The sequence below is a fragment of the Stenotrophomonas sp. CFBP8994 genome (genome assembly GCF_034044835.1).
GTDB lineage: Bacteria > Pseudomonadota > Gammaproteobacteria > Xanthomonadales > Xanthomonadaceae > Stenotrophomonas > Stenotrophomonas rhizophila_A.
Genome location: NZ_JAXCWT010000004.1, coordinates 328,585 through 354,900, shown reverse-complemented (window position 1 = coordinate 354,900; position 26,316 = coordinate 328,585). Strand labels below are relative to the sequence as shown.

Sequence of the window (26,316 nt, the reverse complement as noted above, 5' to 3'; positions counted from 1 at the left end):
CAATGGAACACTTCTTGCACCACCCCGGGGAATCCCCGTGGTGCCCTGCTCCCGATGTCCGACGAAGAACAAGCCGGCGAAAAAACCGAACAACCTACCGAAAAACGCCTGCGCGATGCCCGTGAACAGGGCAACATCCCACGTTCACGCGAGCTGGCCACCGCCGCCGTGTTCGGCGCCTCGGTGCTGGCGCTGATGGCGTTTTCCGGGGGCATGGCCAGCAGCGCCAAGGACTGGATGAAGCTGGCCCTGACCCCGGAACCGGGCCTGCGCTTCGAGCCGCTGGGGTTGTTCAACCATTTCGGGCACCTGTTCCTGCAGCTGATGCTGGCCCTGTGGCCGCTGCTGCTGGTCTGCCTGCTGGCCAGCTTCCTGGCCCCTGTGGCCATGGGCGGGCTGCGCTGGTCGAACAAGTCGCTGATGCCGCAGTTCAGCCGGCTCAGCCCGATGGCCGGCATGAAGCGCCTGTATGGCGCCGAAGCCATCGGCGAATTCACCAAATCCCTGCTGCGCATCGTGTTCGTCGGCACCGCCGCCGGGCTGGTGGTCTGGCATGGCATCCGCGGGCTGCGCGACCTGGTCCACCAGCCGCTGGAGGCGGCCATGGTCCACGGGCTGGGCTTCACCCTGAAACTGATGCTGGCCACCGGCGGCGCCATGATGCTGCTGGCCGCCATCGACGCCCCGTACCAGCGCTGGAACTGGATGCGCAAGCTGAAGATGACCCGCGAAGAGCTGCGCCGGGAAATGAAGGAAAGCGAGGGCAGCCCGGAAGTGAAGGGCCGCATCCGCCAGCTGCAGCAGCAGATGTCCAACCGCCGGATGATGGAAGCGGTGCCCACCGCCGACGTGGTGGTGGTCAACCCCACCCACTACGCCGTGGCCCTCAAATACGACGGCGGCAGGATGGGCGCCCCCACCGTGGTGGCCCTGGGCGTGGACGAAACCGCCCTGCGCATCCGCCAGGTGGCCGACGGCAACAAGGTCGCCATCGTCTCGGCCCCGCCTTTGGCACGCGCCTTGTATCGGGAAGGTCAACTTGGAAAGGAAATTCCCGTGAGACTGTATTCGGCCGTTGCCCAGGTGCTGTCCTACGTCTACCAGCTGCGTACCTGGCGGGGTGGACCGATGCCGGCCGCGCCCAGCATCGACGTGGATGAGTTCGGCAAGGGAGGCCGCCCATGAGCGCCCAGCCCGCCGGCATGAACACCCGCCGCGCCCTGGACATGATCCGCCAGGGCCTGGGCGCCCCGCTGATCGTGCTGGCCCTGCTGGCCATGGTGGTCGTGCCGCTGGCCGCCCCGGTGCTCGATGCGCTGTTCACCTTCAACATCGCCATCTCGCTGATGGTGCTGCTGGCGGTGGTGTACGTGAAGCGCCCGCTGGATTTCACCATCTTCCCGATCGTGCTGCTGATCACCACCATGCTGCGGCTGGCGCTGAACGTGGCCTCCACCCGCGTGATCCTGCTCAACGGCCAGAACGGCCATGAAGCGGCCGGCAAGGTGATCGCCGCATTCGGCGAATTCGTCATCGGCGGCAACTACGCCGTGGGCATCGTGGTCTTCGCGATCCTGACCATCATCAATTTCGTGGTGATCACCAAGGGTGCCGGCCGCGTGTCCGAAGTGACCGCGCGCTTCATCCTGGACGCCATGCCCGGCAAGCAGATGGCGATCGACGCCGACCTCAACGCCGGTTTGCTGACGCGTGAAGAAGCCAAGCTGCGCCGTGAAGAAGTCCGCGAGGAAGCCGACTTCTACGGCGCCATGGACGGTGCCAGCAAGTTCATCCGCGGCGATGCCATCGCCGGCATCCTCATTCTTTTCATCAACATGATCGGCGGCCTGGCGGTCGGCGTGCTCCAGCACGGCATGCCGTTTGGCGAAGCCGCAGCCACCTACACCCTGCTGTCGATCGGTGACGGCCTGGTGGCGCAGCTGCCGGCACTGCTGGTGTCCTCGGCCGTGGCCATGCTGGTCACCCGCGCCTCGCGCTCGCAGGACATGGCCCAGGCCATGATGGGCCAGGTGTTCGGACAGCACCGCGCACTGACCATCGCCGCGGCGATCCTGGGCCTGGTCGGCCTGGTCCCGGGCATGCCCAACGTCGCCTTCTTGACGCTGGCTGCCATCCTTGGCTTCATCGCCTGGAAGCTCTGGCAGAAGAGCCAGGCGGCCGAGCGCGCCGCCGCCGCGCCTGCGGTGGGCCCGACCAATGCGCTGGGCCTGCCCGGCGCCAGCAGCCCTTCGCCTACCGCCGAACTGACCTGGGACGAACTGCGCCCGGTCGATCCGCTGGGCCTGGAAGTGGGCTACCGGCTGATCCCGCTGGTGGACAAGAACCAGGGCGGCGAACTGATGGCGCGCATCAAGGGCGTGCGCCGCAAGCTCACCCACGACATCGGCTTCCTGATCCCGTCCGTGCACATCCGCGACAACCTGGAACTGGGCGCCAGCGCCTACCGGCTGCTGATCCACGGCGTGCCGGTGGCCACCGCCGAAATCCACCCCGACCGCGAACTGGCCCTGGACCCGGGCAGCGCGCTCGGCGCGCTGGAAGGCATTGCCGGCAAGGACCCCGCGTTCGGCCTGGATGCCACCTGGATCCAGCCGCACCAGCGCGCCCACGCCGAATCGATGGGCTACACCGTGGTCGACCCGGCCACCGTGGTCGCTACCCACCTCTCGCACCTGATCCGCGAACACGCCCCGGAGCTGCTCGGCCACGAAGAGGTGCAGCAGCTGCTGGCCAACCTGGCCAAGAGCGCGCCCAAGCTGGTCGAGGACCTCACCCCGAAGGCATTGCCGCTGTCGGTGGTGGTGCGGGTGCTGCAGAACCTGCTGATCGAACGCATCCCGGTGCGCCAGCTGCGCAAGATCGCCGAATCGCTGGTGGAGAACGCGCCGATGAGCCAGGACCCCGGCGTACTGACGGCCGCCGTGCGCAACGCGCTGGGCCGTTTCATCGTCCAGGAGATCGCCGGCATGTCCGCCGAGCTGCCGGTGTTCACCCTCAACCCGCAACTGGAACGCGTCTTGCAGGAGTCCACTCAGGGCAACGGCGCCGCGCTGGAACCCGGACTCGCTGAGCGACTGCACCAGAGCCTGGCCGAATGTGTCAGCAAGCAGGAAGCGAAGAACGAGCCCGCGGTGGTGCTGGTGCCCGGTCCGGTACGTGCCGCGCTGGCACGGCTGGTACGCCACAGCGTTCCGTCGCTGTCCGTGCTGGCCTACAGCGAGGTCCCCGAGGACAAGCGGCTGAAGCTGGTCGGCACGATCAGCTGAGCCGGAACTCCGACAGCAACGCGTCAGAAAACAGACACCCCCATTTCGCAATCACCGCAGCAGGACAAGAAGGGAAACCCGGACCGTGCAGACCACCGACAACCAGCGCTTCCCTTCCACCCCCCAGCCGCCCCAGTCCCGGTACCACAGCATGAAAATCAAACGCTTCGTCGCTCCCGATATGCGCTCTGCCATGAACCTGGTGCGCAAGGAACACGGTCCGGATGCCGTGATCCTGTCCAATCGCCGGATCGAGGAAGGCGTGGAAATCGTGGCCGCGGCGAACTATGACGAAGGCGCGGTACAGCGTGCGCTGGAAGCGGCGCGCAAGGACGTGGCGCCGCCGCCGCCGGCCCCGCGCCCGCGCAACGCCGCCGATGCGGTGATCGCCGCGGTGACCCGCCGCAAGGCACCGGCCGCCGCGCCGGAGCCGGTGGCGGCCACCACCTCGGCCGTGGCCGCCCTCGCCCGCGCCGCCGTGGGCGCCACCGGCCGCACCCTGGACAGCGCCAACGAAATCGTGCCGCCGCCGGGCAGCAGCGGCTTTGCCGCCACCCTGGCCCGCGCCAACGTGCAGCCGGCCACCCAGCTGCCGGAACAGATCTTCGCCCCGTTCAATGTTGAACAGGCTGCCGCCGCCGAACGCGCCGTGGTTGCGCCGGTCGCCGACGCCGCACCGGTGGCGGTTGAAGCACCGGTCCGCGCCGCTGCGCCGGCCCCGGCCAACCGCGCCCGCTTCATCATCGACCCGCCGCTGGACGAAGCACCGCTGTTCGAGATGCACGCTCCGGCAGGCCGCACCAGCGTCCCGCCGCAGCTGCCGCAGATGCCGGCACAGCAGATGCAGCGGGCTCCGCTTGAAGCCCCGGCGGCGCCGCTGTGGGAAACCGTGCCGGTGGTCCCGGCCGCGGCCAGCCTGGCCATCCAGATCGACGATTCGGCGGTGTTTGCCGCTCCCGCTCCGGTGGTTGTGGACGCCATCGCCGCGCCGGTCGCCGCCATGACCGTTGCTGCACCGGTCGAGCCGTCGCTGCAGGCCGCCAACGAACCGACGGTGCCGGCCGAGGTCATCACCGCCCCGGTGCCTGCCGTTGCCGCCCCGGTGACCCTGGTCCGCGACGATGAGGAACTGCGCCAGCTGCGCAATGAAGTGGCCGGCATGCGCACCGTCATCGAGCGCGAAATGAACCGCTTCACCGACGAGCGCCTGCGCGGTTCGGCGGTGCGTGCCGCCGCGCTGGACCTGATGGACGAATACGGCTTCGACGCCGGCATCTGCCGCGACGTGGCCCTGCAGATCCCGCTGGACACCGAAGCCCACCGTGGCCGTGGCCTGATGCTGGGGCTGCTGTCCAAGAAGCTGCCGATCGCCCCGGTCGACCCGCTGGAGGCCGGCGGCGTGATCGCCCTGGTCGGCCCCACCGGTGCCGGCAAGACCACCACCATCGCCAAGCTGGCCTCGCGCTTCGCCGAAGCCCACGCCGCCCGCGACGTCGCCCTGGTCACCACCGATACCGCCCGCATCGGCGCCCGCGAGCAGCTGTACGGCTTCGGCCGCCAGCTCGGTATCGCCGTGCATGAAGCCAACAGTGGCAGCGACCTGGCCCAGCTGCTGGAGCGCCTGAAGGACTACAAGCTGGTGTTGATCGACACCGCCGGCCTGGGCCCGCGTGACCGCGCCCTGGCCGCCCAGCTGCAGTGGCTGCGCGCCGCCCCGCAGATCCGCACCCTGCTGGTGCTGCCGGCCAACACCAGCTTCGGCGACATGGACGAGGTGGTCCGCCGCTTCAGCGGCGCCAACCCGCAGGGCGTGGTGCTCAGCAAGCTGGACGAGACCGGCCGCTTCGGTACCGCCCTGTCGGTGGCCGTCGACCACCGCCTGCCGATCACCTGGGTCACCGACGGGCAGGACGTTCCCGAAGACCTGCACCGGGCCAGTGCAGCCAATCTTGTACTTCGCCTTGAAGATTTGCGCCGCGCGGCCGATATGCCCTGCAACCCGGAGTTGAACCATGCCGTCGCGTGAGTATGAAAACCTGACCAGGACCTTCCCGTTGTCGGCCACCCGCAGCCAGCCGCTGGGCCCGGTCCGCACCATCGCCGTCACCGGCGGCAAGGGCGGCGTGGGCAAGACCAACGTGTCGGCCAACCTGGCCGTGGCGCTGGCCGACATGGGCAAGCGCACGCTGCTGCTGGATGCCGACCTGGGCCTGGCCAACATCGATGTGATCCTGGGCCTGCAGCCCAAGCTGACCCTGGCCGACCTGGTCGCCGGGCGCTGCACGCTGGATGAAGTGATCCTGGAAGGCCCGGGTGGCGTGCTGGTGGTGCCGGCCGCGTCCGGCCGCCGCCACATGGCCGAACTGCAGCCGGCCGAACACGTGGGCCTGGTCAACGTGTTCTCCGAACTGGAACGCGATCTGGACTTCATGGTGGTCGACACCGCCGCCGGCATCACCGACGGCGTGCTCACCTTCTGCCAGGCCGCCCAGGACACCGTGGTGGTGGTCTGCGACGAACCGGCCTCGATCACCGATGCCTATGCGCTGATCAAGGTGCTCTCGCGCGAACGTGGCGTGGACCGCATCCAGGTGGTCGCCAACATGGTGCGTGACCCCAACGAAGGCCGCGTGCTCTACGAAAAGCTGAGCCGGGTCTGCGACAAGTTCCTGGCCGATGTCTCGCTGAACTACCTGGGCTGCGTGCCGCAGGACGACTGGTTGCGCCTGTCGGTGCAGCGCCAGCAGCCAGTGGTGAAGGCCTACCCGTCCAGCCCGTCGGCGCAGGCGATCGCCGAGATCGCCCGGCGCACCGCGCGCTGGCAGGCCCCGACCGAGCCGCGCGGCGGCGTTGAATTCTTCCTGGAACGCATCCTCAAGCAACGCGGGGTGACCGCATGAAAGGCGCCGCACAATACAAAGAAGTGCAGCGCGCCGCTGCCAACGAGTGCATTGCCCAGCACTCGGACCTGGTCCGGCGCATCGCCCACCACCTGGCCGCACGCCTGCCGGCCAGCGTTGAAGTCGACGACCTGATCCAGGCCGGGATGATGGGCCTGATCGAGGCCTCGCGCAGCTACGACGCCGACCAGGGCGCCTCGTTCGAAACCTACGCCTCGATCCGCATCCGCGGCTCGATGATCGACGAGATCCGCCGCGGCGACTGGGTGCCGCGTTCGGTGCACCGCCGTGCCCGCGACGCCGCCTCCACCATCCGCCGGCTGGAGCAGACCACCGGCCGCGCCGCCAGCGCCACCGAAGTGGCCGCCGCGATGGACATGCCGCTGCCCGACTACCTGCGCCTGATGGAAGACGCCGCGCGTGGCCAGGTGCTGAGCCTGGAATCGCGGATCGAAGACCAGGGCGAGCTGGATACCGTCGCCCAGGGCGGCCCGACCCCGCAGCAGGTGCTGGAGCGCGGCGAATTCGGCCGCGAGCTGGGCAACGCGATCGGCCTGCTGCCCGAACGCGAACAGCTGGTGCTGTCGCTGTACTACGAGCAGGAACTGAACCTGAAAGAGATCGGCGCGGTGCTCGGCGTCAGCGAGTCGCGCGTCTGCCAGATCCATGGCCAGGCAGTACTGCGCCTGCGTGGCCGACTGAAGATCTTCGAGGCGGCCGACGCCGGCCTCGAGAACACTTGATACCGAGGAAAGTGCTTTGAACAAGAACATGCGTATCCTGATCGTCGACGACTTCTCGACCATGCGTCGTATCGTCAAGAACCTGCTGGGCGATCTGGGCTTCACCAATACGGCCGAAGCCGAGGACGGGCATGCCGCGCTGGCCCTGCTGCAGAGCCAGTCGTTCGATTTCGTGGTCACCGACTGGAACATGCCGGTCATGACCGGTATCGATCTGCTCAAGGCGATCCGCGCCGACGCCAAGCTCAAGACCCTGCCGGTGCTGATGGTCACCGCCGAAGCCAAGCGCGAGCAGATCATTGAAGCCGCCCAGTCCGGCGTCAACGGCTACATCATCAAGCCGTTCACCGCCCAGACCCTGGAAGAAAAGCTCGGCAAGATCTTCGAGCGCCTGGCGGCCAGCGCGTGATGGAAACCCTTCGCGACAAATCGGCGCTGGTGCAGCGCCTGCAGGATGCCCTGGCTGCACTGGAAAGCGGCGACGAAGCGGGCTGGCGCCGGGAAATCGACGCCCTGGCCGCGCTGCGCACCCAGCCGATGATGGCCGGGCTGAACCGGCTTGCCCGCGAACTGGGCCAGGCGCTGGGCGAACTGCCCACCCTGCCCAGCGAAGCCGGCGAGCTGGACGATGCCTGCGCGCGCCTGGACCACGTGGTGGCGATGACCGAACAGGCCACCCACCGCACCCTGGACCTGGCCGAGGAATGCCGCGCGCTCACCGAGCAGCTGCGTGCCAACGGGCTGAGCCCGGACCAGGACCAGCAGCTGGACCGCATCCGCCACAACCTCACCGAGATCGCGCTCACCCAGAGCTACCAGGATCTCACCGGGCAGATCATCCGCCGCGTGGTAGGCATCGTGCGCCGCGTGCACGAAGGCTTCGGCGCGCTCGGCCTGCCGCCGCCGGACGACAGCGCGCACAAGCGCGACAACGGCCTGGCCGGTCCGGCCGTGAGCGGCCTGGACCGCCATCAGGTGTCACAGGTCGACGCCGACGACCTGCTTTCCGATTTGGGGCTTTGAAACCATGAGTGCTGTTCCAGACGACATTGCTGCAGACTTCATCCTCGAGGCCCAGGAGATCCTGGATCGCCTCGGCGAACAGCTGGTGTCGCTGGAGCAGTCGCCCCAGGACAGCGACCAGCTCAACGCGGTGTTCCGCGGTTTCCACACGCTCAAGGGCGGTGCCGGCTTCCTGGGCATCCAGGCCATGGTCGAGCTGTGCCACGCCGCCGAAGAAACCCTTGGCATGGCCCGCTCGGGCCAGGCCGTGCTGCAGGCCCACCATTTCGACGCCGGCCAGCAATCGCTGGATTACCTGCAGTCGATGCTGGATTCGGTGGCCGCCGGCACCGAGCCGGGCTATGCCCCGCCGGAGCTGATCGCGCAGTTCGACGTCAACGGACCGGCCACGCCGGCACCGGTCGCGACGGCGGCCGCCTCCAGCGGCGACCTGATCACCGACGATGAATTCGAAGCCCTGCTGGATACCCTGCACGGCGGCGCGGCTCCCACCGCCGTGGCGAAAAAGAACGACGATGGCCTGATCGGCGAAGACGAATTCGAAGCCCTGCTCGACCAGCTGCATGGCGGCGCCGCTCCCGGCGCGCAGAGCGTGGCCGCAGCGGCACCCGCCCCGTCCATCGCACCGCGCCCGGTCGCCGCCCCGGCCCCGGCCAAGCCGGCCGCCAACAAGCCGGTGGCCGAAGCCGAACACACCGTGCGCGTGGATACCAAGCGCCTGGATGCCATCGTCAACCTGATCGGCGAACTGGTGCTGTCGCGCAACCGGCTCAAGACCCTGCGTGCGCGCCTGCACGACGAAGAACTGGACCGCGCCGTGTCCACGCTGGATATCGCCACCGCGCGCCTGCAGTCGGCGGTGATGCGCACCCGCATGCAGCCGGTGGGCAAGGTGTTCTCACGCTTCCCCAAGGTCGCCCGCGACGTGGCCCGCAACCTGAAGAAGGAAGTGGAGCTGGAACTGATCGGTGCGGAAACCGAACTGGACCGCAACCTGGTCGAAGCCCTGGCCGACCCGCTGGTGCACCTGGTGCGCAACGCGATCGACCACGGCATTGAAATGCCCGAGCTGCGCGAAGCGCAGGGCAAGACCCGCAGCGGCAACGTACGCCTGTCCGCGCAGCAGGAAGGCGACTACGTCAGCATTGAAGTGCAGGACGACGGCGCCGGCATCGACCCCGAGCGCCTGCGCGCCAAGGCCCGCGAAAAGGGCCTGATCGATCCCGAAGCCGCCGCCCGCCTGACCAGCGAGGAATGCCTGCACCTGGTGTTCCTGCCCGGCTTCTCGACCAAGCAGGAAGTCACCGATATCTCCGGTCGTGGCGTCGGCATGGACGTGGTGCAGTCGCGCATCCGCGAGCTCAGCGGGCAGATCCAGATCCAGTCCGAACTGGGCCGCGGCAGCCGTTTCATGATCCGCGTGCCGCTCACCCTGGCGATCCTGCCGACCCTGCTGGTGCAGGCCGGCGAGGACGTCTACGCACTGCCGCTGGCACGCGTGATGGAAGTGCTGCACGCGCCCAACACCTCGCTGGGCTGGTTCGACGGCCGCGCCGTGCTCGACCGCAGGACCCACACCCTGCCGCTGGTGGACCTGCGCCACTGGCTCGATGTGGATCCGGCGCCCTCGCCCCTGCTCACCATCGTGGTGCTGCAGGCCGGCGAAGCCCGCTTCGGGCTGGTGGTGGACCAGGTGCGTGGCCGCGAGGAAGTGGTGATCAAGCCGCTGCCCAAGGCCCTGCGCGGCCTGCGCGGCTACGCCGGCGCCACCCTGATCGGCGACGGCCGCATGTCCCTGATCCTCGACGTGGACGGCCTGCGCACCCCGCACGATTGATCCAGGGCCACCGCATCGACGGGTGCCCCCAACGCGTAGAGCCACGCCATGCGTGGCTGAACCGCCGATAGCCCCACAACTCAAGTCCCCCCCAAGCAAGCCGATATCGGACAAATGGACAGACTCAGCCTCATTGGACTTTTCCTCGCCCTGGCCTCGCTGGTCGGCGGCAGCATCCTCAAGGGTGCCGGGCTGGCGTCGCTGTGGTCCCCTGCCGCCTTCGTGATCGTCATCGTCGGCACGCTGGCCGCCATCCTGCTGCACACCTCGCCGGCCGTGTTCAAGCACGCCTTCAGGATCGTGCGCTGGGTCGTGCGCCCGCCGGCCAGCGACCGTGCCGAGCTGATCCGCCAGATCGTGGAATGGAGCAACATCGCCCGCCGCCAGGGCCTGCTCGGCCTGGAAGCCCAGGTCGACGCCCAGGACGACCCGTTCCTGCGCAAGGGCCTGCAGTTGCTGGTGGACGGCGTGGAGCCGGAAACCATCCGGCACATGATGGAAATCGAACTGGGCAGCCAGGAAAGCCAGGACCTGGCCGCCTCCAAGGTGTTCGAAGGCATGGGCATCTACGCGCCCACGCTGGGCATCATCGGCGCCGTGCTCGGCCTGATCGCGGTGATGAAGAACCTGGCCGACCCGAGCAAGCTCGGCCACGGCATCGCCGCTGCGTTCACCGCCACCATCTACGGCATCGCCTCGGCCAACCTGTTGTTCCTGCCGGTGTCGGCCAAGCTCAAGAGCGTGATCCACCACAACAGCCGCGACCGCGAAATGATCATCGAAGGCCTGATCTCGATTGCCCAGGGCGAGAACCCGCGCAACATCGAGACCAACCTGTCGGGGTTCCTGCACTGACATGGCCCGCCGCAAAGCCCACGAAGAGCATGCCAACCATGAGGCCTGGGCGATTCCCTACGCCGACCTCATGACGCTGCTGCTTGCCTTCTTCGTGGTCATGTACGCCATCTCCTCGCTCAACGAAGGCAAGTACCGGGTCATGGCCGACGCGCTGACCACCGCCTTCGGCGGCGCGCCGCGCACCATCAACCCGGTGCAGGTCGGCAACCAGCAGGTGCAGGGCGGCGGCTGGGACAGCCCCTCGGTGATCAAGGCGGGCAACCGCGTTGGCCCGTCGGCACCGTCGCCCAGCAACGACCCCACCCTGCTGCCGGCGATGGCCTCGCAGATGCGCATGCCGGTGTCGGTGCACAACCAGCAACAGCTGCAGGCTGCAGAGCGCCAGCTCAACAGCATCGCCGACCGCCTCACCGCCACGCTGGCCCCGCTGATCGACCGCGGCATGATCACCGTGCGCCGCACCGAGCTGTGGATCGAAGTGGAGATCAACAGCGACATCCTGTTCACCACCGGCTCGGCCACGCTCGACGTGCACGCACGCGACACCCTGTCTTCGCTGGCCCAGGTGTTGCACGACGCGCCCAACGGCGTGCGCGTGGAAGGCCACACCGATGATGTGCCGATCGCCACCGCGCTGTTCCCGTCCAACTGGGAACTGTCGGCCGCGCGTGCGGCCAGCGTGGTGCACCTGTTCGCCGACCAGGGCGTGCAGCCGGCGCGGCTGGCGATGGTCGGCTATGGCCAGTTCCGCCCGCGCGAAGACAACACCAGCGCGCAGGGCCGCAACCGCAACCGCCGGGTGATGGTCATCATCCTGGCCGACACCGCGCAGGGCACGGACCCGCTGGGCCCGCAGCTCACCGCCGAAACCGGCACCGCGCCGGCGCCGGCCACGCCCTCCCCCGTTTCCCCCCTCGCTCCGGTGCAGCTGCCACCGGTGCCGGCCGGCAGCCGCGTTGGCGCCGCCGTTCCCCCCGCAATGAAGGAGTAAGCCGATGCGTATCTGGGCAATCGCCAACCAGAAGGGCGGCGTGGGCAAGACCACCACCACCCTCGCGCTCGGCCGCGGCCTGGCCGCCCTGGGCCACCGCGTGCTGCTGATCGACCTCGATCCGCACTCCTCGCTGACCCGCGCCTTCGGCGTGCCGCTGGATCCGCCGCCGGCCGGCGTGCTGGAGCTGTTCGGCACCCCGCCTGGGGAACTGGGCAGCCTGGCCCATGGCAGCCAGGTGCCTGGCCTGGACTTCATCTGCGCGCAGGCCGCGCTGGCCACGCTGGAACGGCGCAGCGCCAACCAGCCCGGCCTGGGCCTGGCCCTGCAGCACGCAATGACCCGCCACCAGGGCCAGCACGACTACATCCTGCTCGACTGCGCGCCCACGCTGGGCCTGCTGATGATCAACGCGCTTGCCGCGGCCGATCGCCTGATCATTCCGACCCAGGCCGAGCCGCTGGCCCTGCACGGCCTGGATGGCATGGTGCGGACCGGCGAGATGGTCGAGCGTTCGCGCCGCCGCCCGCTGCCGATGTCGATCCTGCCGACCCTGTTCGACCGCCGCACCCGCGCCGGCAACGAAACCGTCAAGCAGATGCAGGACCGCCACGGCCACCGCGTGTGGGAAGACGCCATTCCGGTGGATACGCGCATCTGCAACGCCGCCAGCCTGACCGTGCCGGCGACCTCCGACGACTACCCGGGCCGTGGCCTGGCCGCGTACCGGCGTGCGCTGGAATGGATCCTCGCCGACGACGCGCTGCAGATGGAGCGCGCGGCATGAACAGCACCGGCGTACTCGACGACTATCTCGAGGAACTGCTCGGCGATGCCGTGCCGGTGACCGCCGTGGCGATCGCCGACACGGAAGATGCCAACGGCGCCCCCGCCTTCGATACCCCGACCTCACCGGGCGCACCGGCCGCCATGGCGTTGCTGGACGAACTGATGAACGACCCGGCACTGGGTCCCGTGGTGGAGGCTGCTGCTCCGGCGTCGGAGTTTGATACGCCCACCTCGCCGGGCGCGCCGGCCCACCTGGCCCTGCTGGACGAACTGCTCAACGACCCGGCCCTGGGCCCGGTCGAGGTGGCCGCTACACCGGACGCCTCGCGCCCCAGTTGGGACGATCTGCCAGCGGAAGCGCTCCACGACACTGTGCCGGTGGCCGTGGCGGCGCCCGTGCGCGCAGCGGTCCCGGTCGCTGCCCCGGCACCGGTCGCCCGCACTGCACCGCCGCCGCCCCCACCCGTGGCAGCACCGCGCCCGGTGGCACCCGCTCCCGTTCCCGCCCCCTCCGGCCGCCCCAGCAGCTGGCAGGAGCTGCAGGCCCAGGCCCGCAACCCGGCCTCCAGCCCCCGCGGCGATCGCCGCGCCGCCGAGCGCACCTCGCGCTGGCTTCGCCTGCGCTGCGGCCCCCAGGCCTACGCGCTGGAGCTGCTGAAGGTGCAGGAGGTGGTGCTGCCGGTACCGCTGCTGCCGCTGCGCGGCACCCCGTCGGCGATGCTGGGCATCATGAACCTGCGCGGCCAGGTGGTGCCGGTGATGGACCTGGGCATCCACCTGGGCACCGGTCCCGCCAGCGACGACGCCAACACCCGCATCGTGGTGCTGGAAGAGGACGGCGAGACCATGGGCCTGCGCGTATCGGCCGTGGAAGACGTGGCCAACCTCACCGATTCGCAGATCGAACCGCCCGATACGGCGCGGATCTGCCAGATTTCCAACGACCTGTTCCGCGGCGTGGCCCGGGTCACGGCCCAGCCGATGATCCTGCTGGATGCCACGCAGCTGTTGAATTGATCCAGCGTGGCCGGACCGCCCCTAAAGGTTTCCAGAAATACGCCGTTATAGACCTCGGAACCGTTTGTCCGGAGCAACGATGAGCACTGTGGCCCTGGGTGATGATCTCGGAATCGAGACCAGCACCGAGCTCAAAACACGCCTGGCCCCCTTGGTGGACCAGGGCGGCGACCTGACGCTGGATGCCAGCCAGGTGGGCCGTATCCATACCGCGTCGGTGCAGGTCCTGTGCGCGTTCGTCGAGGCCCGCCGCCTGGCCGGCCACCCGACCGCGTTCGACGGCTGCACGGCCACCTTCCGCGATGCCGCGCGCCTGCTCGGTGTCACCCAGGCCCTGGGCCTGGACGCAACCCATGACAACCTGAAATCTGTGGAGAACGCGGCATGAGCGCACGTATCTTGGTGGTGGACGATTCGGCGTCAATGCGCCAGATGGTTTCCTTCGCCCTCACCTCGGCCGGCTTTTCCGTCGAGGAAGCCGAAGACGGCGCCGTCGCCCTGGGCCGGGCCAAGGGCCAGCGCTTCAACGCGGTGGTGACCGACGTGAACATGCCGAACATGGACGGCATCTCGCTGATCCGCGAGCTGCGCCAGCTGCCGGACTACAAGTTCACCCCGATGCTGATGCTGACCACCGAATCGGCCGCCGACAAGAAGTCCGAAGGCAAGGCGGCTGGTGCAACCGGCTGGCTGGTCAAGCCGTTCAACCCGGAACAGCTGGTCGCGACCGTCCAGAAAGTCCTGGGCTGATCCCCACCCGCCTTCCCCTCCCCCTTTGGTAACCGGACCCGAACGCCCATGAGCATGGACCTGCAACGCTTCCACGCCACCTTCTTCGAGGAAAGCCGCGAGGGCCTGGACGCGATGGAAGCGGGCCTGCTGGCACTGGAATCGGGCCAGCAGGATCCGGAAATCATCAACTCGGTGTTCCGCGCCGCGCACTCCATCAAGGGCGGCGCCGGCACCTTCGGCTTCGACGCCATCGCCGCGCTGACCCACGTGCTGGAAACGCTGCTGGACGAACTGCGCGCCGGCAAGCGCGCGCTGGAAGCGGCGGCCGTGGATGCCATGCTGTCGTCGGTGGACGTGCTGCGCGCCCTGCTGCGCGAAGCCGAACACGGCCAGCCGGCCGATCCGCAGGCGGTGGCCGCCGTCAAGGCACGCCTGGAAGCGGTGCTGTCCGGCCAGGCGCCGAGCGCGGCCGCGCCGGCTGCCGCCAAGGTCGATGACACTCCTGAAGCGTGGCAGATCGGTTTCGTGCCGGCGCCGTCGCTGTTCATGAGCGGCAACGATCCGCTGCGCATCATCCGCGAACTGGAACACCTGGGCTCGCTGCAGGTCGCCGCGCGACTGGAACGCCTGCCCGGCTTCGACCAGCTCGACCCGCTCGAGGCCCACCTGGCATGGGACCTGGGCCTGGTTGGCAAAGTGCCGCGCAGCAAGATCGAAGACACCTTCGCCTGGGTCGTCGACGACTGCGAACTGGACATCCGTCCGGCCGCACCGCCGAGCCTGGCCACCAGCGCCCCCGCCGCCGCGCCAGCTGCCCCCGTGGCCGCCCCGGCAGCGCCTGCCGCCGCAGCCGCGGCCGCACCGGCTGCCACCAGCGAAGCGGAAACCTCCATCCGCGTCGCCGTGGAAAAGGTCGACGCACTCATCAACCTGGTCGGCGAACTGGTCATCACCCAGGCCATGCTCAAGCAGGTCTCGCACGCCCTGGACCCGGTGCATGCCGAGCAGCTGTTCGCCGGCCTGGACCTGCTGGAACGCAACACCCGCGACCTGCAGGAAGCGGTGATCGGGGTGCGCATGCTGCCGGTGGATGCGGTGTTCCGCCGTTTCCCGCGCCTGGTCCGCGACCTCTCCTCGCGCCTGGGCAAGCACGTGCGCCTGCGCACCATTGGCGAAGGCACCGAGCTGGACAAGGGCCTGATCGAAAAGATCGCCGATCCGCTGGTGCACCTGGTGCGCAACTCGATCGACCACGGCCTGGAAATGCCCGACGTCCGCCGCGACGCCGGCAAGGACGAAACCGGCACCATTACCCTGGCGGCATCACACCAGGGCGGTCACATCGTCATCGAAGTCAGCGATGACGGCCGTGGCCTGAACCGCGACAAGATCCTGGCCAAGGCGCTCGAACGCGGCCTGGCCGTGCCGGACAACCCCACCGATGCGCAGGTCTGGGACCTGATCTTCCAGCCTGGCTTCTCCACCGCCGATGCCGTCACGGATCTGTCCGGTCGTGGCGTGGGCATGGACGTGGTCCGCCGCAACATCCAGGCGCTGGGTGGCGAAGTGCAGCTGGAAAGCAGGGCCGGCAATGGCACCCGCGTGCTGATCCGCCTGCCGCTCACCCTGGCCATCCTCGACGGCATGACCGTGGCGGTGGCGGGCGAAACCGTGATCCTGCCGCTGGCGTACGTGCTCGAAGCGCTGCAGCCGCAGCCGGAAGACGTGCGTTCGATGGCCGGCGAAGGCCGTGTGCTGCGCGTGCGTGGCGAGTACCTGCCGATCCTGTCGCTGAGCGAGTATTACGGCTTCGGCCGCCGCACCACCGATGATTCGCTGGTGGTGGTGGTGGAAGGCGATGGCCAGAAGATCGCGCTGGAAGTGGACGAACTGGTCGGCCAGCAGCAGGTGGTGGTCAAGAACATCGAGAACAACTACCGGCGTATCAGCGGTGTGTCCGGTGCGACCATTCTCGGCGACGGCCGCGTTGCGCTGATCGTGGATATCGGTGGCCTGGTGCGCTCGCTGCGGGTGCCGCAGGCGGCGTAAGCGTCCCTGGCTCTGCCGGCTCGAAACGCCCCCGTTTGGTGACGGGGGCGTTTTTCGTTCTGGACGCCTGATGGGTGGCTTCGGTTTGCTCTAAACGTTGGACCCACGACGGCAACCGTTCGGACGTGGGCTTCGGATGCTTGGGCCGCGCTGCGCGCGGTGTCCGGCCGACGGCCGGGGCTACGAATTGTTACGGGCCCATCCAGATCATGATCAATCAACCAGAAGCGGTAGCCCCGGCCGTTGGCCGGATGCTCTTCATTCCGGCGGCATGAACGTTTGATGGAAAACCGTGATGTCGGTCGGACGCGATACGGCTGCGTATCGGTGACCCATTCGCCACCGCATGGCAAACCCATTGGTATCGCTTGCTTTCGCAACCATCGACCGCAACCCGCGCTACTGCGTGGACCGCGAAAAAATGTGACATCGCGCACTCAAGAAACCGCCCCGCGCCGCCGTTATCCGCAATAGCGATGACACATTCATCGCCAGCCTGACGCCCTACCGCTTCGCCGCCTTCGCCCCTTGCCCTTCCGCCCAGCGTTCCCACGGCTGTGCGCCCCTGCCCTGCCCGGAGTTTCCCGCATGAAGTGGTTCCATGATCTGCCCATCAGCCGCAAACTCGCGGTCGGGTTCGCCCTCACCACCCTGATGACGATCGCGCTGGGCGTCTTCGCCCTGGTGCGCCTGAACAGCCTCAACGCCGAACTCGCCGCGATGGCGAGCAACGACATTCCGTCCGTGCAGCACCTGGGCGAAGTCCGCGCGCAGCTGGGTGAGTTCCGCACCTTTGAACTGGCCCAGCTGAGCATGCTGGACCAGCCGGACAAGGTCGCCGACTACAACAAGCGCATGGATGCCACCGCCAAGACCGTGCGCGACGAGCTGGGCGCCTACGCCGCCCTGCCGGCCGGCGAAAAAGAGAAGGGCCTCTACAGCAAGGTTGCCGCCGACCTCGAGGCCTACTTCGCCGCCAACGCCGAGATGCGCGCGGCCGTCGCCGCCGCTGATGGGGTGCTGGCCCAGCAGATCTCCGATGAGAAGTCGCGGCCGGCGCGCCGCAAGATGTTCGACGACCTCAAGGAGCTCGGCGCCTTCAGCAGCGGCCTGATGCAGGCGAAGATCGCCGACGCCAACGCCACCCACCACAGCAGCGTGGTGGCCATCATCACCAGCATCGTGCTGCTGTCGCTGCTCGCCGTGGCGATGGGCGTGGTGATCTCGCGCGCGGTGACCCGGCCCATCCGCCAGGCCATGCAGGCCATCCAGGCGGTCGCCCGTGGCGACCTGACGGTGAACATCGCCTCCAGCACCACCGCCGACGAAGCCGGCCGTATGCTGGCGGCCACCCGCGACATGACCCTGATGCTGCGCCGCTACTCCAGCGAAACCCAGCAGATGGTCGAAATGCATGCCGGCCCGGACATCAGCCACCGCATTCCGGAAGACTTCCCGGGCGTGTACGGCCAGCTGGCCGTGGGCGTGAACACCGTGATCTTCGAGCACCTGGATTCGATCAAGGACGCCATCAACGTGCTCAATCAGTACGCGGCCGGCGACCTGTCGCAGAACGCGCGCCGCCTGCCGGGCACCCGCGCGATCCTGCATGAATCGATGGACGCGGCCAAGGCCAGCCTGCTGGCGATCAACACCCAGATCCAGACCCTGGCCCAGGCTGCGGCCGCCGGCGACTTCAGCCAGCGCGGCGATGCGCTGCGCTTCGACCACGACTTCCGGGTCATGATCGAGCACCTCAACACCATGATGGAAGTCGCCGACGGCAACCTGTCGCAGCTGTCCCACCTGCTGCAGGCCATCGCCAACGGCGATCTCACCGCACGCATGCATGGCCAGTTCCACGGCGTGTTCGCAACCATGCGCGACGATGCCAACACCACCGTGGCGCAGCTGACCCAGATCGTCAGCCGCATCCAGCACGCCTCGGGCAGCATCAGCACCGCCGCCGGCGAAATCGCCTCGGGCAACAACGACCTGTCGCGCCGTACCGAACAGCAGGCCGCCAACCTGGAAGAAACCGCCGCCTCGATGGAGGAACTGACCTCCACCGTGCGCCAGAACGCCGAACACGCCCGCCAGGCCAACCAGCTCGCCATCGGCGCGCACTCGGTGGCCTCGCAGGGCGGCGAAGTGGTCGGCAAGGTGGTCAGCACCATGCACGAGATCGACGCCTCCTCGCGCCGCATCGCCGACATCATCACCGTCATCGACGGCATCGCGTTCCAGACCAACATCCTGGCCCTGAACGCGGCGGTCGAAGCGGCGCGTGCCGGCGAACAGGGCCGCGGCTTCGCCGTGGTCGCCTCCGAAGTGCGCACCCTGGCCCAGCGCTCGGCCAGCGCGGCCAAGGAAATCAAGGGCCTGATCGACGAGTCGGTCGGCAAGGTCGCCGAAGGCTCGGCCCTGGTCAACCAGGCCGGTGCCACCATGGGCGAGATCGTGGCCTCGGTGCAGCGCGTGACCGACATCATGGCCGAGATCTCGGCCGCCTCGCAGGAACAGTCGGCCGGCATCGAGCAGGTCAACCAGACCGTGATGCAGATGGACGAAACCACCCAGCAGAACGCGGCGCTGGTCGAAGAAGCCACCGCCGCCGCCCGCTCGATGGAAGAACAGGCCGGCCACCTCACCGATGCGGTGTCGCTGTTCAAGCTCGAGGGCCAGGCGGCCCCGGTCGTCGCCGCTGCACCGGCCACGCGCCACGCCGCCCCGGCTCGCCCGCGTGCCCCGGCCGCGCCGGTCCGCCGCGCGGCGGTGCGCGAACCCGTACTGGCCAACGAAGGCGACTGGCAGGAGTTCTGATCGTCGCCGCTGCACGCCCCTGACACCACCCCGCTGCGGCGGGGTGGTGCTTTTTGGCCGAACGTACCGCTACACACATTGGCCCTACATTATTGTGAACTGCTGCCGATAAACGGACAGAGACCTGATATCGCACGATATCCGTACCCGCCCAACGCAGCAGAGTCCATGTCCGAAGGCAGCCTTGACCCCCATGACGCATCCCATGCCGCCCATGATGACGGCACGGACGATCGTTACCTGGTCCGCAACCCCCGGCAGATCCGGCAGCTGCTGCAGGCGCTGATCGACCAGCGCTCGCTGATCAACGCGCACCTGGGCGGTCGCGACCAGTCCTTCCCGACCGCGATCCTGGAACTGGACGAAGACGACGACTGGCTGCTGCTCGATGGCAGCCCGTCTGAGCCGGCCAACCGCGCCGCCGAAGACGCCGGCCACCTGCTCTGCTTCGCGCAGCTGGACCGTGTCATGGTCCGCTTCCGGCTGGACCACCTGGAACGCACCGGCGGCCACCGCCACGTCGCCTTCCGCGTACCCTTCCCCACCGAGCTGGTGCACCTGCAGCGCCGCGAACTCTATCGGCTGGAAACCCCGTTCACCGACTCCCCGCACCTGCTGTTCCCGATCAACGAGGACCGCAGCGAAGCCCTGCACCTGCGCGTGGTGGACATCAGCGGCGGCGGCCTGGCCGTGACCGTGCCGGTGGACTGCAACGTCTTCAGCATCCAGAAGCGTTACGACGCCCGCCTGGACATGCCCGAAAGCGGCCCGCTGCAGATCTCGCTGATCGTCTGCAACCAGCTGGCGGTCAAGCTGCCCAGCGGCGTGGAAATGAAGCGCATCGGCATGCGTTTCGATGGCCTCCCGCGCGGCGGCGACAGCGCCATCCAGCGCTACATCTTCCGCATCGACCGCCAGCGCAGCGCCCGCAAGAACGGCGAGAGCTGAAAGCGGCGGCAGGTTCGTCGCGGCTACGGGCCGGCGCCTCATTGAAGGCAAAAGCGGTACCGACCAACGGTCGGTACCTACCGCTTTTTGCTGGCGCACCGACACGGCGTCAAAGGGTTGGCGGGGTGGGTTGGCGGGACCGTAGAGCGCCATGGATGGCGCGAACGAGCCTACACGGACGTACTTGCGGCGTGTCCCGCCAACCCACCCCCGCCAGCCCAAGCCAGGGAAGCCCACAGACCCGACGCTGTTGCTGTTGCTGTTGCTGTTGGCCTTGTGTCTCTAAAGTCGCGACATCCCAGGCCGATATCCAGCGTGACGCCCCGGTTTTCCGACCGCCACGCCCGACCCAGGATTCCTTCCATGAACGACAGCAACCCCAACGCCGCCAGCAGCGGTGGCGAGTACCTCAGCTTCACCCTCGGCGCCGAGCACTACGGCGTGGACATCCTCAAGGTGCAGGAAATCCGCGGCTACGACTCCGTCACCCGCGTGCCCGATGCCCCCGATTACATCAAGGGCGTGATCAACCTGCGCGGCACCATCGTTCCCGTCATCGACCTGCGCCTCAAGCTGCGCCTGGACGAAGCACGCTACGACGCCTTCACCGTCATGATCGTCCTCAACGTCGACAACCGCGTGGTCGGCATCGTCGTGGACAGCGTCTCCGACGTGATCCCGCTCAACGCCGACCAGATCCGCCCCACCCCCGAGTTCGGCGCCGCCGTCGATACCCGCTTCATCTCCGGCATCGGCACCCAGGACGATCGCATGCTGATCCTGCTCGACATCGAAACCCTGCTCGACAGCGCCGACATGGGCCAGCCGGCCGTTGTCGAAGACGCTGCCGCCTGATCCGGCCGCTGCGACAGATCGGAACGACTTTCGTTCAACAAAGTCCTTAAGTTGTGTCGCAACTGGCCGATAGCTGGATTCAGGAACCGGACGCGCGGCTTCGCCACGCCCCGGACCACTTATCCATATCCCCCGGAGAATCTCCCGATGAAGTCCCTGCTTGCTCTGCTTTCGGTCGCTGTCCTCGCCTCGTCCGCCTCGTCCGCTTTCGCCCAGTCGGCTGAAATGATCCCGCCGGAGCTGGCCGCGCGCGCCGTTGGCAAGGATGGCATGGTCTGCGGCAAGGTCGAAAAGGCCCGTTACGCCGAAGGTTCCGAAGGCCAGCCGACCTTCCTGTACATGGGCGGCGCCTTCCCGCGCCACACCTTCTCGGCCCGCATCGCCGGTGAGAACCGCGGCAAGTTCAGCTTCCCGCTGGAAACCCTGGAAGGCAAGACCGTCTGCGTGATCGGCAAGATCGCCCGCGACGCTTCGCGCGCTGAAATCGAAGTCAGCTCGCCGGCCGGCCTGAAGCTCGCCAACATCAAGTAATCGCCACACGCCCTGCCACGCCGGCCCAGGCCGGCGTGGCCGCTGCAACCGGGCGCCACGCCCGGACGCGTCTGCCACCGGAGAGTGCACCACCATGCAATGGATCAACAACCTCAAACTGATGCCGAAGTTGATGCTGACTTTCGGTGTAATCCTGCTGGTGATGCTGCTGCAGGGCGTGGTCGCCTATCGTGGCCTGCACTCCCTCAACAACGTGACCACCGAACTGGCCGGCAACCGGATGGAAAGCATCCGCATGGCCGGCGAAATGCGTGGCATGCTCGGTGAATACCGCAACTCTGCCTACCAGGGCCTGATCCGCGCCAGCGACGACGTCAAGGCCGAAGCCAAGACCCGCGCCGCCGACCTGCGCACCAAGATCGATGCTTCGATCAAGAAGTACCCCGCCCTGATCGACAGCCCGCAGCAGAAGAAGCTGTTCGACGCCTTCGCCAAGGACTGGACCGATTCGCTGGCCTCCTACGATGCCGTCTCCGAAATGCTGGAGCTGGACCTGCCGGACGATGCCGTCGATACCTTCGTCGGCGAAACCCGCGCCAAGCACCTCAAGGCCGCAGCCGCGCTTGAAACGCTGATCGCCGAAGACAACCGCCTTGCCCGCGCCTCGCGCGAAGAGGCCGAAAGCACCTACGCCACCTCTGCCACCCTGACCATCATCGCCCTGCTCGGCGGTGCCGCCATGGGCCTGGTGCTGGTGTACCTGTTTGCCCGCTCGCTGGTCGGCAGCGTCCGTGGCGCCGTCTCGGTCGCCAACGAAGTGGCCGGTGGCAAGCTCGACGGCCATATCGACGTCACCCGCAAGGACGAAGTCGGCGACCTCATGCAGGCCATGCAGCGCATGCAGCGCGACCTGCGCGACCGCACCGAAACCGAACAGGCCGTGGCCCGCGAGAACCTGCGCATCCGTACCGCGCTGGATTACAGCTCCACTGGCGTGTACCTGACCGACAACAACCTCAACATCGTCTACGCCAACCGTGCGCTGGAGCAGACCCTGTCCCAGTACCAGGACGACCTGCGCCGCAACCTGCCGGACTTCGACGCCTCCGTTTCGCTGGTCGGCCGCCCGCTGACCGTGCTCGAACACCGCGGCGAAATGGACGCCAGCCTGCTGGCCAACCTCAAGCAGCACGGCGTGGCGCGCCGCGCCATGCAGTTCGGCGATGCCCAGTTCGCCCAGGTCGTGTCCACCATCCGCAACGAAGACGGCGAGAGCGTCGGCCACGTGGTCGAATGGCGTGACCGCACCCCCGAAGCGCTGGTGGAAGCCGAAGTGGCGCGCGTCATCGCCCAAGCGGCCGCCGGCGACCTGTCGGGCCGCATCAGCGCCGAAGGCAAGGATGGCTTCTTCCTGCAGCTGGCCCAGCAGATCAACGGCCTGCTCGACGCCAACGCCTCCAGCATCGAACAGATCTCCGGCCTGCTCACCGCGCTGTCGCAGGGCGATCTGACCGTGCGCATGCACGGCGACTTCGAAGGCGTGTTCGCCACCATGCGCGATGACGCCAACGCCACCGCCGAACAGCTCAGCGGTATCGTCACCCGCATCAAGCAGTCCAGCCAGGCCATCAGCTCGGCCGCCAGCGAAATCGCCACCGGCAACAGCGACCTGTCGCGCCGTACCGAACAGCAGGCCGCCAACCTGGAAGAAACCGCCGCCTCGATGGAGGAACTGACCTCCACCGTGCGCCAGAACGCCGAGCACGCCCGCCAGGCCAACCAGCTCGCCATCGGCGCACACACCGTCGCCTCGCAGGGCGGTGAAGTGGTGGGCCAGGTAGTGACCACCATGAGCGCGATCCAGACCTCGTCCAAGAAGATCGCCGAGATCATCTCGGTCATCGACGGCATCGCCTTCCAGACCAACATCCTGGCGCTGAACGCCGCGGTCGAAGCGGCCCGTGCCGGCGAACAGGGCCGCGGCTTCGCCGTGGTGGCCTCCGAAGTGCGCACCCTGGCCCAGCGTTCGGCCGGTGCGGCCAAGGAGATCAAGGGCCTGATCGACGACTCGGTCGGCAAGGTCAACGACGGTTCGGCCCTGGTGCACAAGGCCGGCGCCACCATGGGCGAAATCGTCGCCTCGGTGCAGCGCGTGACCGACATCATGGCCGAGATTTCCGCTGCCTCGCAGGAACAGTCTGCCGGCATCGAACAGGTCAACCAGACCGTGGTGCAGATGGACGAAACCACCCAGCAGAATGCCGCGCTGGTGGAAGAAGCCACGGCCGCTGCCCGCTCGATGGAAGAACAGGCCGGCCAGCTCAGCGACGCCGTGTCGATCTTCCGTCTCGACGAGCAGGACGTGGTGGCTGCCGCACCGGTGTTCGCACCGGCACCGCGCGCCGTGAGCCGCCCGGCCACCGCCCCGACACCGTCGCGCAAGCCGGCCAGCCGCGCGGTAGCCGCCGAGCTCGCCGAAGGCGACTGGCAGGAGTTCTAAGCCGCACCGCGCAGCAGCGCAGCGCTGGAAAACGCAGGCCCCGATGCCCCGGCATCGGGGCCTTTCCATGTCTGAAGCTGAATGCGCTCAGCTCACGCACCTCAATAGCTGCGGTTTTCTGCCGATAACAGCATTGCCACGACACGTTCGTCGATGTCGGCCCCCACGCAGTACGCCCCCGTTCGAAAAGACCCCACGCCCATGAATCTTTCCAGCCGCTTCTCCAACCTGTCCGTCCGGGGCAAGTTGAACCTGCTCACCGCCCTGATCGCCGTCGGCGTAATCGCCCTGGCCATCATTGCCGCGCGTATGCAGTACCTCGATCTGGCCGAGACGCGCAAAGAAGGCCTGAAGACCCAGGTCGAACTGACCTACGGCATTTTTGACCACTACAAGCGCCTGGCCGGCACCGGCGAGCTGACCGAAGAAGCGGCCAAGGCGGCCGCGCTGCAGGCACTGAACAGCATGCGCGCCGACGGCGACAGCGCGTACTACAACGTCCTGGCGACCGATTACACCCTGCTCATGCACCCCTTCGCCCCGGCGCGGGTCGGCAAGGTGCAGAAGGACTACACCTCCAAGGATGGCGTGCCGATCTACCTGCAGCAGGTGGACATGGCCAAGACCGGCGGTGGCTTCACCTACTATTCCACCACCAAGCCGGGCGCCGGCGACGACCTGATTGAAAAGGCCACGTACGCCGGCATGTACGCGCCGTGGCAGTGGGTGGTCACCAGTGGCGTCTACATGGACGACGTGCAGACCGATGCGCTGGCATTCACCGGCGTCATGGCCGCCACCGGTGGCGCGCTGGTGCTGATCGTGCTGGCCCTGAGCTGGCTGATCGGTAATCGCATCACCGGTCCGCTGCGCCAGGCCACCGGCGTGGCCGAGAGCATCGCCGGCGGCAAGCTCGACAGCCGCATCGGCCCGCAGGCCCAGGACGAACCGGGCCGCCTGCTGGAAAGCATGGGCCGCATGCAGCAGCAGCTGCACGCCGTGATCGGCGCGCAGCGCGAAATGGCCAGCCAGCACGACGCCGGCCAGACCGGCTACCGCATGGACGAAACCGCCTTCCCGGGTGAGTACGGCCGGATGGTGCACGAAACCAACACCCTGGTCGGCGCCCACGTGCAGACCATGCAGGATGTGCTGGCCGTGATGCAGCGTTACGCCGTGGGCGACCTGAGCGCCGACATCGTCCGCTACCCGGGCGAAAAGGCCGCCATCAGCACCACCGTGGACACCGTCAAGCACAACCTGGCCAGCATCAACGCCGAGATCAAGCGCCTGGGCGCTGCCGCGGCCGCGGGTGACTTCAGCCAGCGTGGCGATGCCGCCCGCTTCGACCACGATTTCGGCCAGATGATCGCCAGCCTCAACGCGATGATGCAGGTCAGCGACGACAACCTCGGCAAGCTCTCGCAGCTGCTGTCGGCCATCGCCGAAGGCGACCTCACCGCACGCATGCAGGGCGAATTCCAGGGCGTGTTCGCAACCATGCGCGACGATGCCAATGCCACCGTGGCCCAGCTGACCCAGATCGTCGGCCAGATCCAGGAAGCGGCGGGCAACATCAACCTGGCCGCAGGCGAAATCGCCACCGGCAACAGCGACCTGTCGCGCCGTACCGAACAGCAGGCCGCCAACCTGGAAGAAACCGCCGCCTCGATGGAGGAACTGACCTCCACCGTGCGCCAGAACGCCGAACACGCCCGCCAGGCCAACCAGCTGGCGATCGGTGCGCACAGCGTGGCCTCGCAGGGCGGCGACGTGGTCGGCCAGGTGGTCACCACCATGAGCGCGATCGAAGCCAGCTCCAAGCGCATTGCCGAAATCATCTCGGTCATCGACGGCATCGCCTTCCAGACCAACATCCTGGCATTGAACGCCGCCGTGGAAGCGGCCCGTGCCGGCGAACAGGGCCGCGGTTTCGCCGTGGTCGCCTCCGAAGTGCGCACCCTGGCCCAGCGCTCGGCCGGTGCAGCCAAGGAGATCAAGGGGTTGATCGACGAATCCGTGTCCAGCGTGGCCGACGGTTCGGCACTGGTGCACAAGGCCGGCAGCACCATGGGCGAGATCGTCGCCTCGGTGCAGCGCGTCACCGACATCATGGCCGAAATCTCGGCCGCCTCGCAGGAGCAGTCTGCCGGCATCGAGCAGGTCAACCAGACCGTCGTGCAGATGGACGAAACCACCCAGCAGAACGCTGCACTGGTGGAAGAAGCCACTGCGGCTGCCCGCGCGATGGAAGAACAGGCCACCCAGCTGGCCGACGCGGTGTCGATCTTCCGCCTCGACAACCAGGTGGCGGCGGCCGTCAGCGCGGTGACCGCCCGCATCGCCGCACCGGCCCCGCTGCGCAGCGTGAAGCCGGCTTCACCGGCCAAGCCCAGCCCGGTGAAGCCGGCCCCGGCCGCGCGTGCACCGCGCACCACCGCCGATGACGGCAACTGGCAAGAGTTCTGAGCG

Annotated in this window: 21 protein-coding genes; all 21 read left to right on the top strand. The window is 67.9% G+C overall.

The features are described from left to right. Positions 1-54: 54 nt before the first annotated feature. The 21 genes from flhB to SOM39_RS13510 all read left to right on the top strand — a co-directional run bounded on the left by flhB (position 55) and on the right by SOM39_RS13510 (position 26,313). Positions 55-1,185, top strand: coding sequence for a flagellar biosynthesis protein FlhB (gene flhB, locus SOM39_RS13610; RefSeq protein WP_320458620.1), 1,131 nt, complete (start codon positions 55-57; stop codon positions 1,183-1,185). Beyond that, on the top strand, positions 1,182-3,287 hold the full coding sequence (gene flhA / locus SOM39_RS13605; protein ID WP_414715875.1) for a flagellar biosynthesis protein FlhA: 2,106 nt from the start codon (positions 1,182-1,184) through the stop codon (positions 3,285-3,287). The genes flhB and flhA overlap by 4 nt, the downstream gene beginning before the upstream one ends. 151 nt (positions 3,288-3,438) lie before the next feature. Continuing rightward, positions 3,439-5,313, top strand: coding sequence for an AAA family ATPase (locus SOM39_RS13600; protein WP_320458619.1), 1,875 nt, complete (start codon positions 3,439-3,441; stop codon positions 5,311-5,313). Next, positions 5,300-6,187 carry a MinD/ParA family ATP-binding protein gene (locus SOM39_RS13595; protein WP_068851643.1) on the top strand — a complete coding sequence of 296 codons (888 nt, stop codon included), beginning with the start codon at positions 5,300-5,302 and terminating at the stop codon, positions 6,185-6,187. The genes SOM39_RS13600 and SOM39_RS13595 overlap by 14 nt, the downstream gene beginning before the upstream one ends. Continuing rightward, complete coding sequence (locus SOM39_RS13590) at positions 6,184-6,930, top strand: RNA polymerase sigma factor FliA (protein ID WP_068851640.1); 747 nt, start codon at positions 6,184-6,186, stop codon at positions 6,928-6,930. The genes SOM39_RS13595 and SOM39_RS13590 overlap by 4 nt, the downstream gene beginning before the upstream one ends. A 16-nt stretch (positions 6,931-6,946) precedes the next feature. Next, complete coding sequence (gene cheY, locus SOM39_RS13585; RefSeq protein WP_068851637.1) at positions 6,947-7,339, top strand: chemotaxis response regulator CheY; 393 nt, start codon at positions 6,947-6,949, stop codon at positions 7,337-7,339. Continuing rightward, positions 7,339-7,953 carry a protein phosphatase CheZ gene (locus tag SOM39_RS13580; RefSeq protein ID WP_068851634.1) on the top strand — a complete coding sequence of 205 codons (615 nt, stop codon included), beginning with the start codon at positions 7,339-7,341 and terminating at the stop codon, positions 7,951-7,953. Before cheY ends, SOM39_RS13580 begins: the two co-directional genes overlap by 1 nt. Before the next feature lie 4 nt (positions 7,954-7,957). Next, entirely contained in the window at positions 7,958-9,790 is a 1,833-nt protein-coding gene (locus SOM39_RS13575; RefSeq protein ID WP_184123713.1) for a chemotaxis protein CheW, read from the top strand. 114 nt (positions 9,791-9,904) lie between these two features. Then, complete coding sequence (locus SOM39_RS13570) at positions 9,905-10,645, top strand: flagellar motor protein (RefSeq protein WP_184123714.1); 741 nt, start codon at positions 9,905-9,907, stop codon at positions 10,643-10,645. 1 nt (position 10,646) lies between these two features. Continuing rightward, positions 10,647-11,639 (top strand): flagellar motor protein MotD, encoded by a 993-nt coding sequence (motD, locus tag SOM39_RS13565; RefSeq protein WP_068851625.1) that lies wholly within the window; start codon positions 10,647-10,649, stop codon positions 11,637-11,639. 4 nt (positions 11,640-11,643) lie between these two features. Continuing rightward, on the top strand, positions 11,644-12,426 hold the full coding sequence (locus SOM39_RS13560; protein WP_320458618.1) for a ParA family protein: 783 nt from the start codon (positions 11,644-11,646) through the stop codon (positions 12,424-12,426). After that, a complete protein-coding gene (locus tag SOM39_RS13555) occupies positions 12,423-13,445 on the top strand; it encodes a chemotaxis protein CheW (protein ID WP_307107032.1) in 1,023 nt (340 codons plus the stop codon). Before SOM39_RS13560 ends, SOM39_RS13555 begins: the two co-directional genes overlap by 4 nt. A gap of 79 nt (positions 13,446-13,524) precedes the next feature. Next, positions 13,525-13,833: an STAS domain-containing protein gene (locus SOM39_RS13550; protein ID WP_068851616.1), complete on the top strand. Its 309-nt coding sequence runs from the start codon at positions 13,525-13,527 to the stop codon at positions 13,831-13,833. Beyond that, complete coding sequence (locus tag SOM39_RS13545) at positions 13,830-14,195, top strand: response regulator (protein WP_038688521.1); 366 nt, start codon at positions 13,830-13,832, stop codon at positions 14,193-14,195. Before SOM39_RS13550 ends, SOM39_RS13545 begins: the two co-directional genes overlap by 4 nt. A 48-nt stretch (positions 14,196-14,243) precedes the next feature. After that, a complete protein-coding gene (locus SOM39_RS13540; RefSeq protein ID WP_320458617.1) occupies positions 14,244-16,226 on the top strand; it encodes a chemotaxis protein CheA in 1,983 nt (660 codons plus the stop codon). Positions 16,227-16,814: 588 nt separating this feature from the next. Next, complete coding sequence (locus tag SOM39_RS13535; RefSeq protein ID WP_320458616.1) at positions 16,815-19,049, top strand: methyl-accepting chemotaxis protein; 2,235 nt, start codon at positions 16,815-16,817, stop codon at positions 19,047-19,049. A gap of 168 nt (positions 19,050-19,217) precedes the next feature. Continuing rightward, entirely contained in the window at positions 19,218-19,997 is a 780-nt protein-coding gene (locus tag SOM39_RS13530; protein ID WP_095363815.1) for a flagellar brake protein, read from the top strand. A 363-nt stretch (positions 19,998-20,360) separates the two neighbouring features. Further along, positions 20,361-20,852 (top strand): chemotaxis protein CheW, encoded by a 492-nt coding sequence (locus tag SOM39_RS13525; RefSeq protein ID WP_068851606.1) that lies wholly within the window; start codon positions 20,361-20,363, stop codon positions 20,850-20,852. A 147-nt stretch (positions 20,853-20,999) separates the two neighbouring features. Then, a complete protein-coding gene (locus SOM39_RS13520; protein ID WP_068851603.1) occupies positions 21,000-21,383 on the top strand; it encodes a hypothetical protein in 384 nt (127 codons plus the stop codon). Between the two features lie 94 nt (positions 21,384-21,477). Next, entirely contained in the window at positions 21,478-23,844 is a 2,367-nt protein-coding gene (locus tag SOM39_RS13515) for a methyl-accepting chemotaxis protein (RefSeq protein ID WP_320458615.1), read from the top strand. A 201-nt stretch (positions 23,845-24,045) separates the two neighbouring features. Further along, entirely contained in the window at positions 24,046-26,313 is a 2,268-nt protein-coding gene (locus SOM39_RS13510; RefSeq protein WP_320458614.1) for a methyl-accepting chemotaxis protein, read from the top strand. Positions 26,314-26,316: the final 3 nt, after the last annotated feature.

Coding starts and splice junctions, on each gene's coding strand:
- flhB (WP_320458620.1), top strand. CDS start 55: ATGTCCGACGAAGAACAAGCCGGCGAAAAAACCGAACAACCTACCGAA.
- flhA (WP_414715875.1), top strand. CDS start 1,182: ATGAGCGCCCAGCCCGCCGGCATGAACACCCGCCGCGCCCTGGACATG.
- SOM39_RS13600 (WP_320458619.1), top strand. CDS start 3,439: ATGAAAATCAAACGCTTCGTCGCTCCCGATATGCGCTCTGCCATGAAC.
- SOM39_RS13595 (WP_068851643.1), top strand. CDS start 5,300: ATGCCGTCGCGTGAGTATGAAAACCTGACCAGGACCTTCCCGTTGTCG.
- SOM39_RS13590 (WP_068851640.1), top strand. CDS start 6,184: ATGAAAGGCGCCGCACAATACAAAGAAGTGCAGCGCGCCGCTGCCAAC.
- SOM39_RS13580 (WP_068851634.1), top strand. CDS start 7,339: ATGGAAACCCTTCGCGACAAATCGGCGCTGGTGCAGCGCCTGCAGGAT.
- SOM39_RS13575 (WP_184123713.1), top strand. CDS start 7,958: ATGAGTGCTGTTCCAGACGACATTGCTGCAGACTTCATCCTCGAGGCC.
- SOM39_RS13570 (WP_184123714.1), top strand. CDS start 9,905: ATGGACAGACTCAGCCTCATTGGACTTTTCCTCGCCCTGGCCTCGCTG.
- motD (WP_068851625.1), top strand. CDS start 10,647: ATGGCCCGCCGCAAAGCCCACGAAGAGCATGCCAACCATGAGGCCTGG.
- SOM39_RS13560 (WP_320458618.1), top strand. CDS start 11,644: ATGCGTATCTGGGCAATCGCCAACCAGAAGGGCGGCGTGGGCAAGACC.
- SOM39_RS13555 (WP_307107032.1), top strand. CDS start 12,423: ATGAACAGCACCGGCGTACTCGACGACTATCTCGAGGAACTGCTCGGC.
- SOM39_RS13550 (WP_068851616.1), top strand. CDS start 13,525: ATGAGCACTGTGGCCCTGGGTGATGATCTCGGAATCGAGACCAGCACC.
- SOM39_RS13545 (WP_038688521.1), top strand. CDS start 13,830: ATGAGCGCACGTATCTTGGTGGTGGACGATTCGGCGTCAATGCGCCAG.
- SOM39_RS13540 (WP_320458617.1), top strand. CDS start 14,244: ATGAGCATGGACCTGCAACGCTTCCACGCCACCTTCTTCGAGGAAAGC.
- SOM39_RS13535 (WP_320458616.1), top strand. CDS start 16,815: ATGAAGTGGTTCCATGATCTGCCCATCAGCCGCAAACTCGCGGTCGGG.
- SOM39_RS13530 (WP_095363815.1), top strand. CDS start 19,218: ATGTCCGAAGGCAGCCTTGACCCCCATGACGCATCCCATGCCGCCCAT.
- SOM39_RS13525 (WP_068851606.1), top strand. CDS start 20,361: ATGAACGACAGCAACCCCAACGCCGCCAGCAGCGGTGGCGAGTACCTC.
- SOM39_RS13520 (WP_068851603.1), top strand. CDS start 21,000: ATGAAGTCCCTGCTTGCTCTGCTTTCGGTCGCTGTCCTCGCCTCGTCC.
- SOM39_RS13515 (WP_320458615.1), top strand. CDS start 21,478: ATGCAATGGATCAACAACCTCAAACTGATGCCGAAGTTGATGCTGACT.
- SOM39_RS13510 (WP_320458614.1), top strand. CDS start 24,046: ATGAATCTTTCCAGCCGCTTCTCCAACCTGTCCGTCCGGGGCAAGTTG.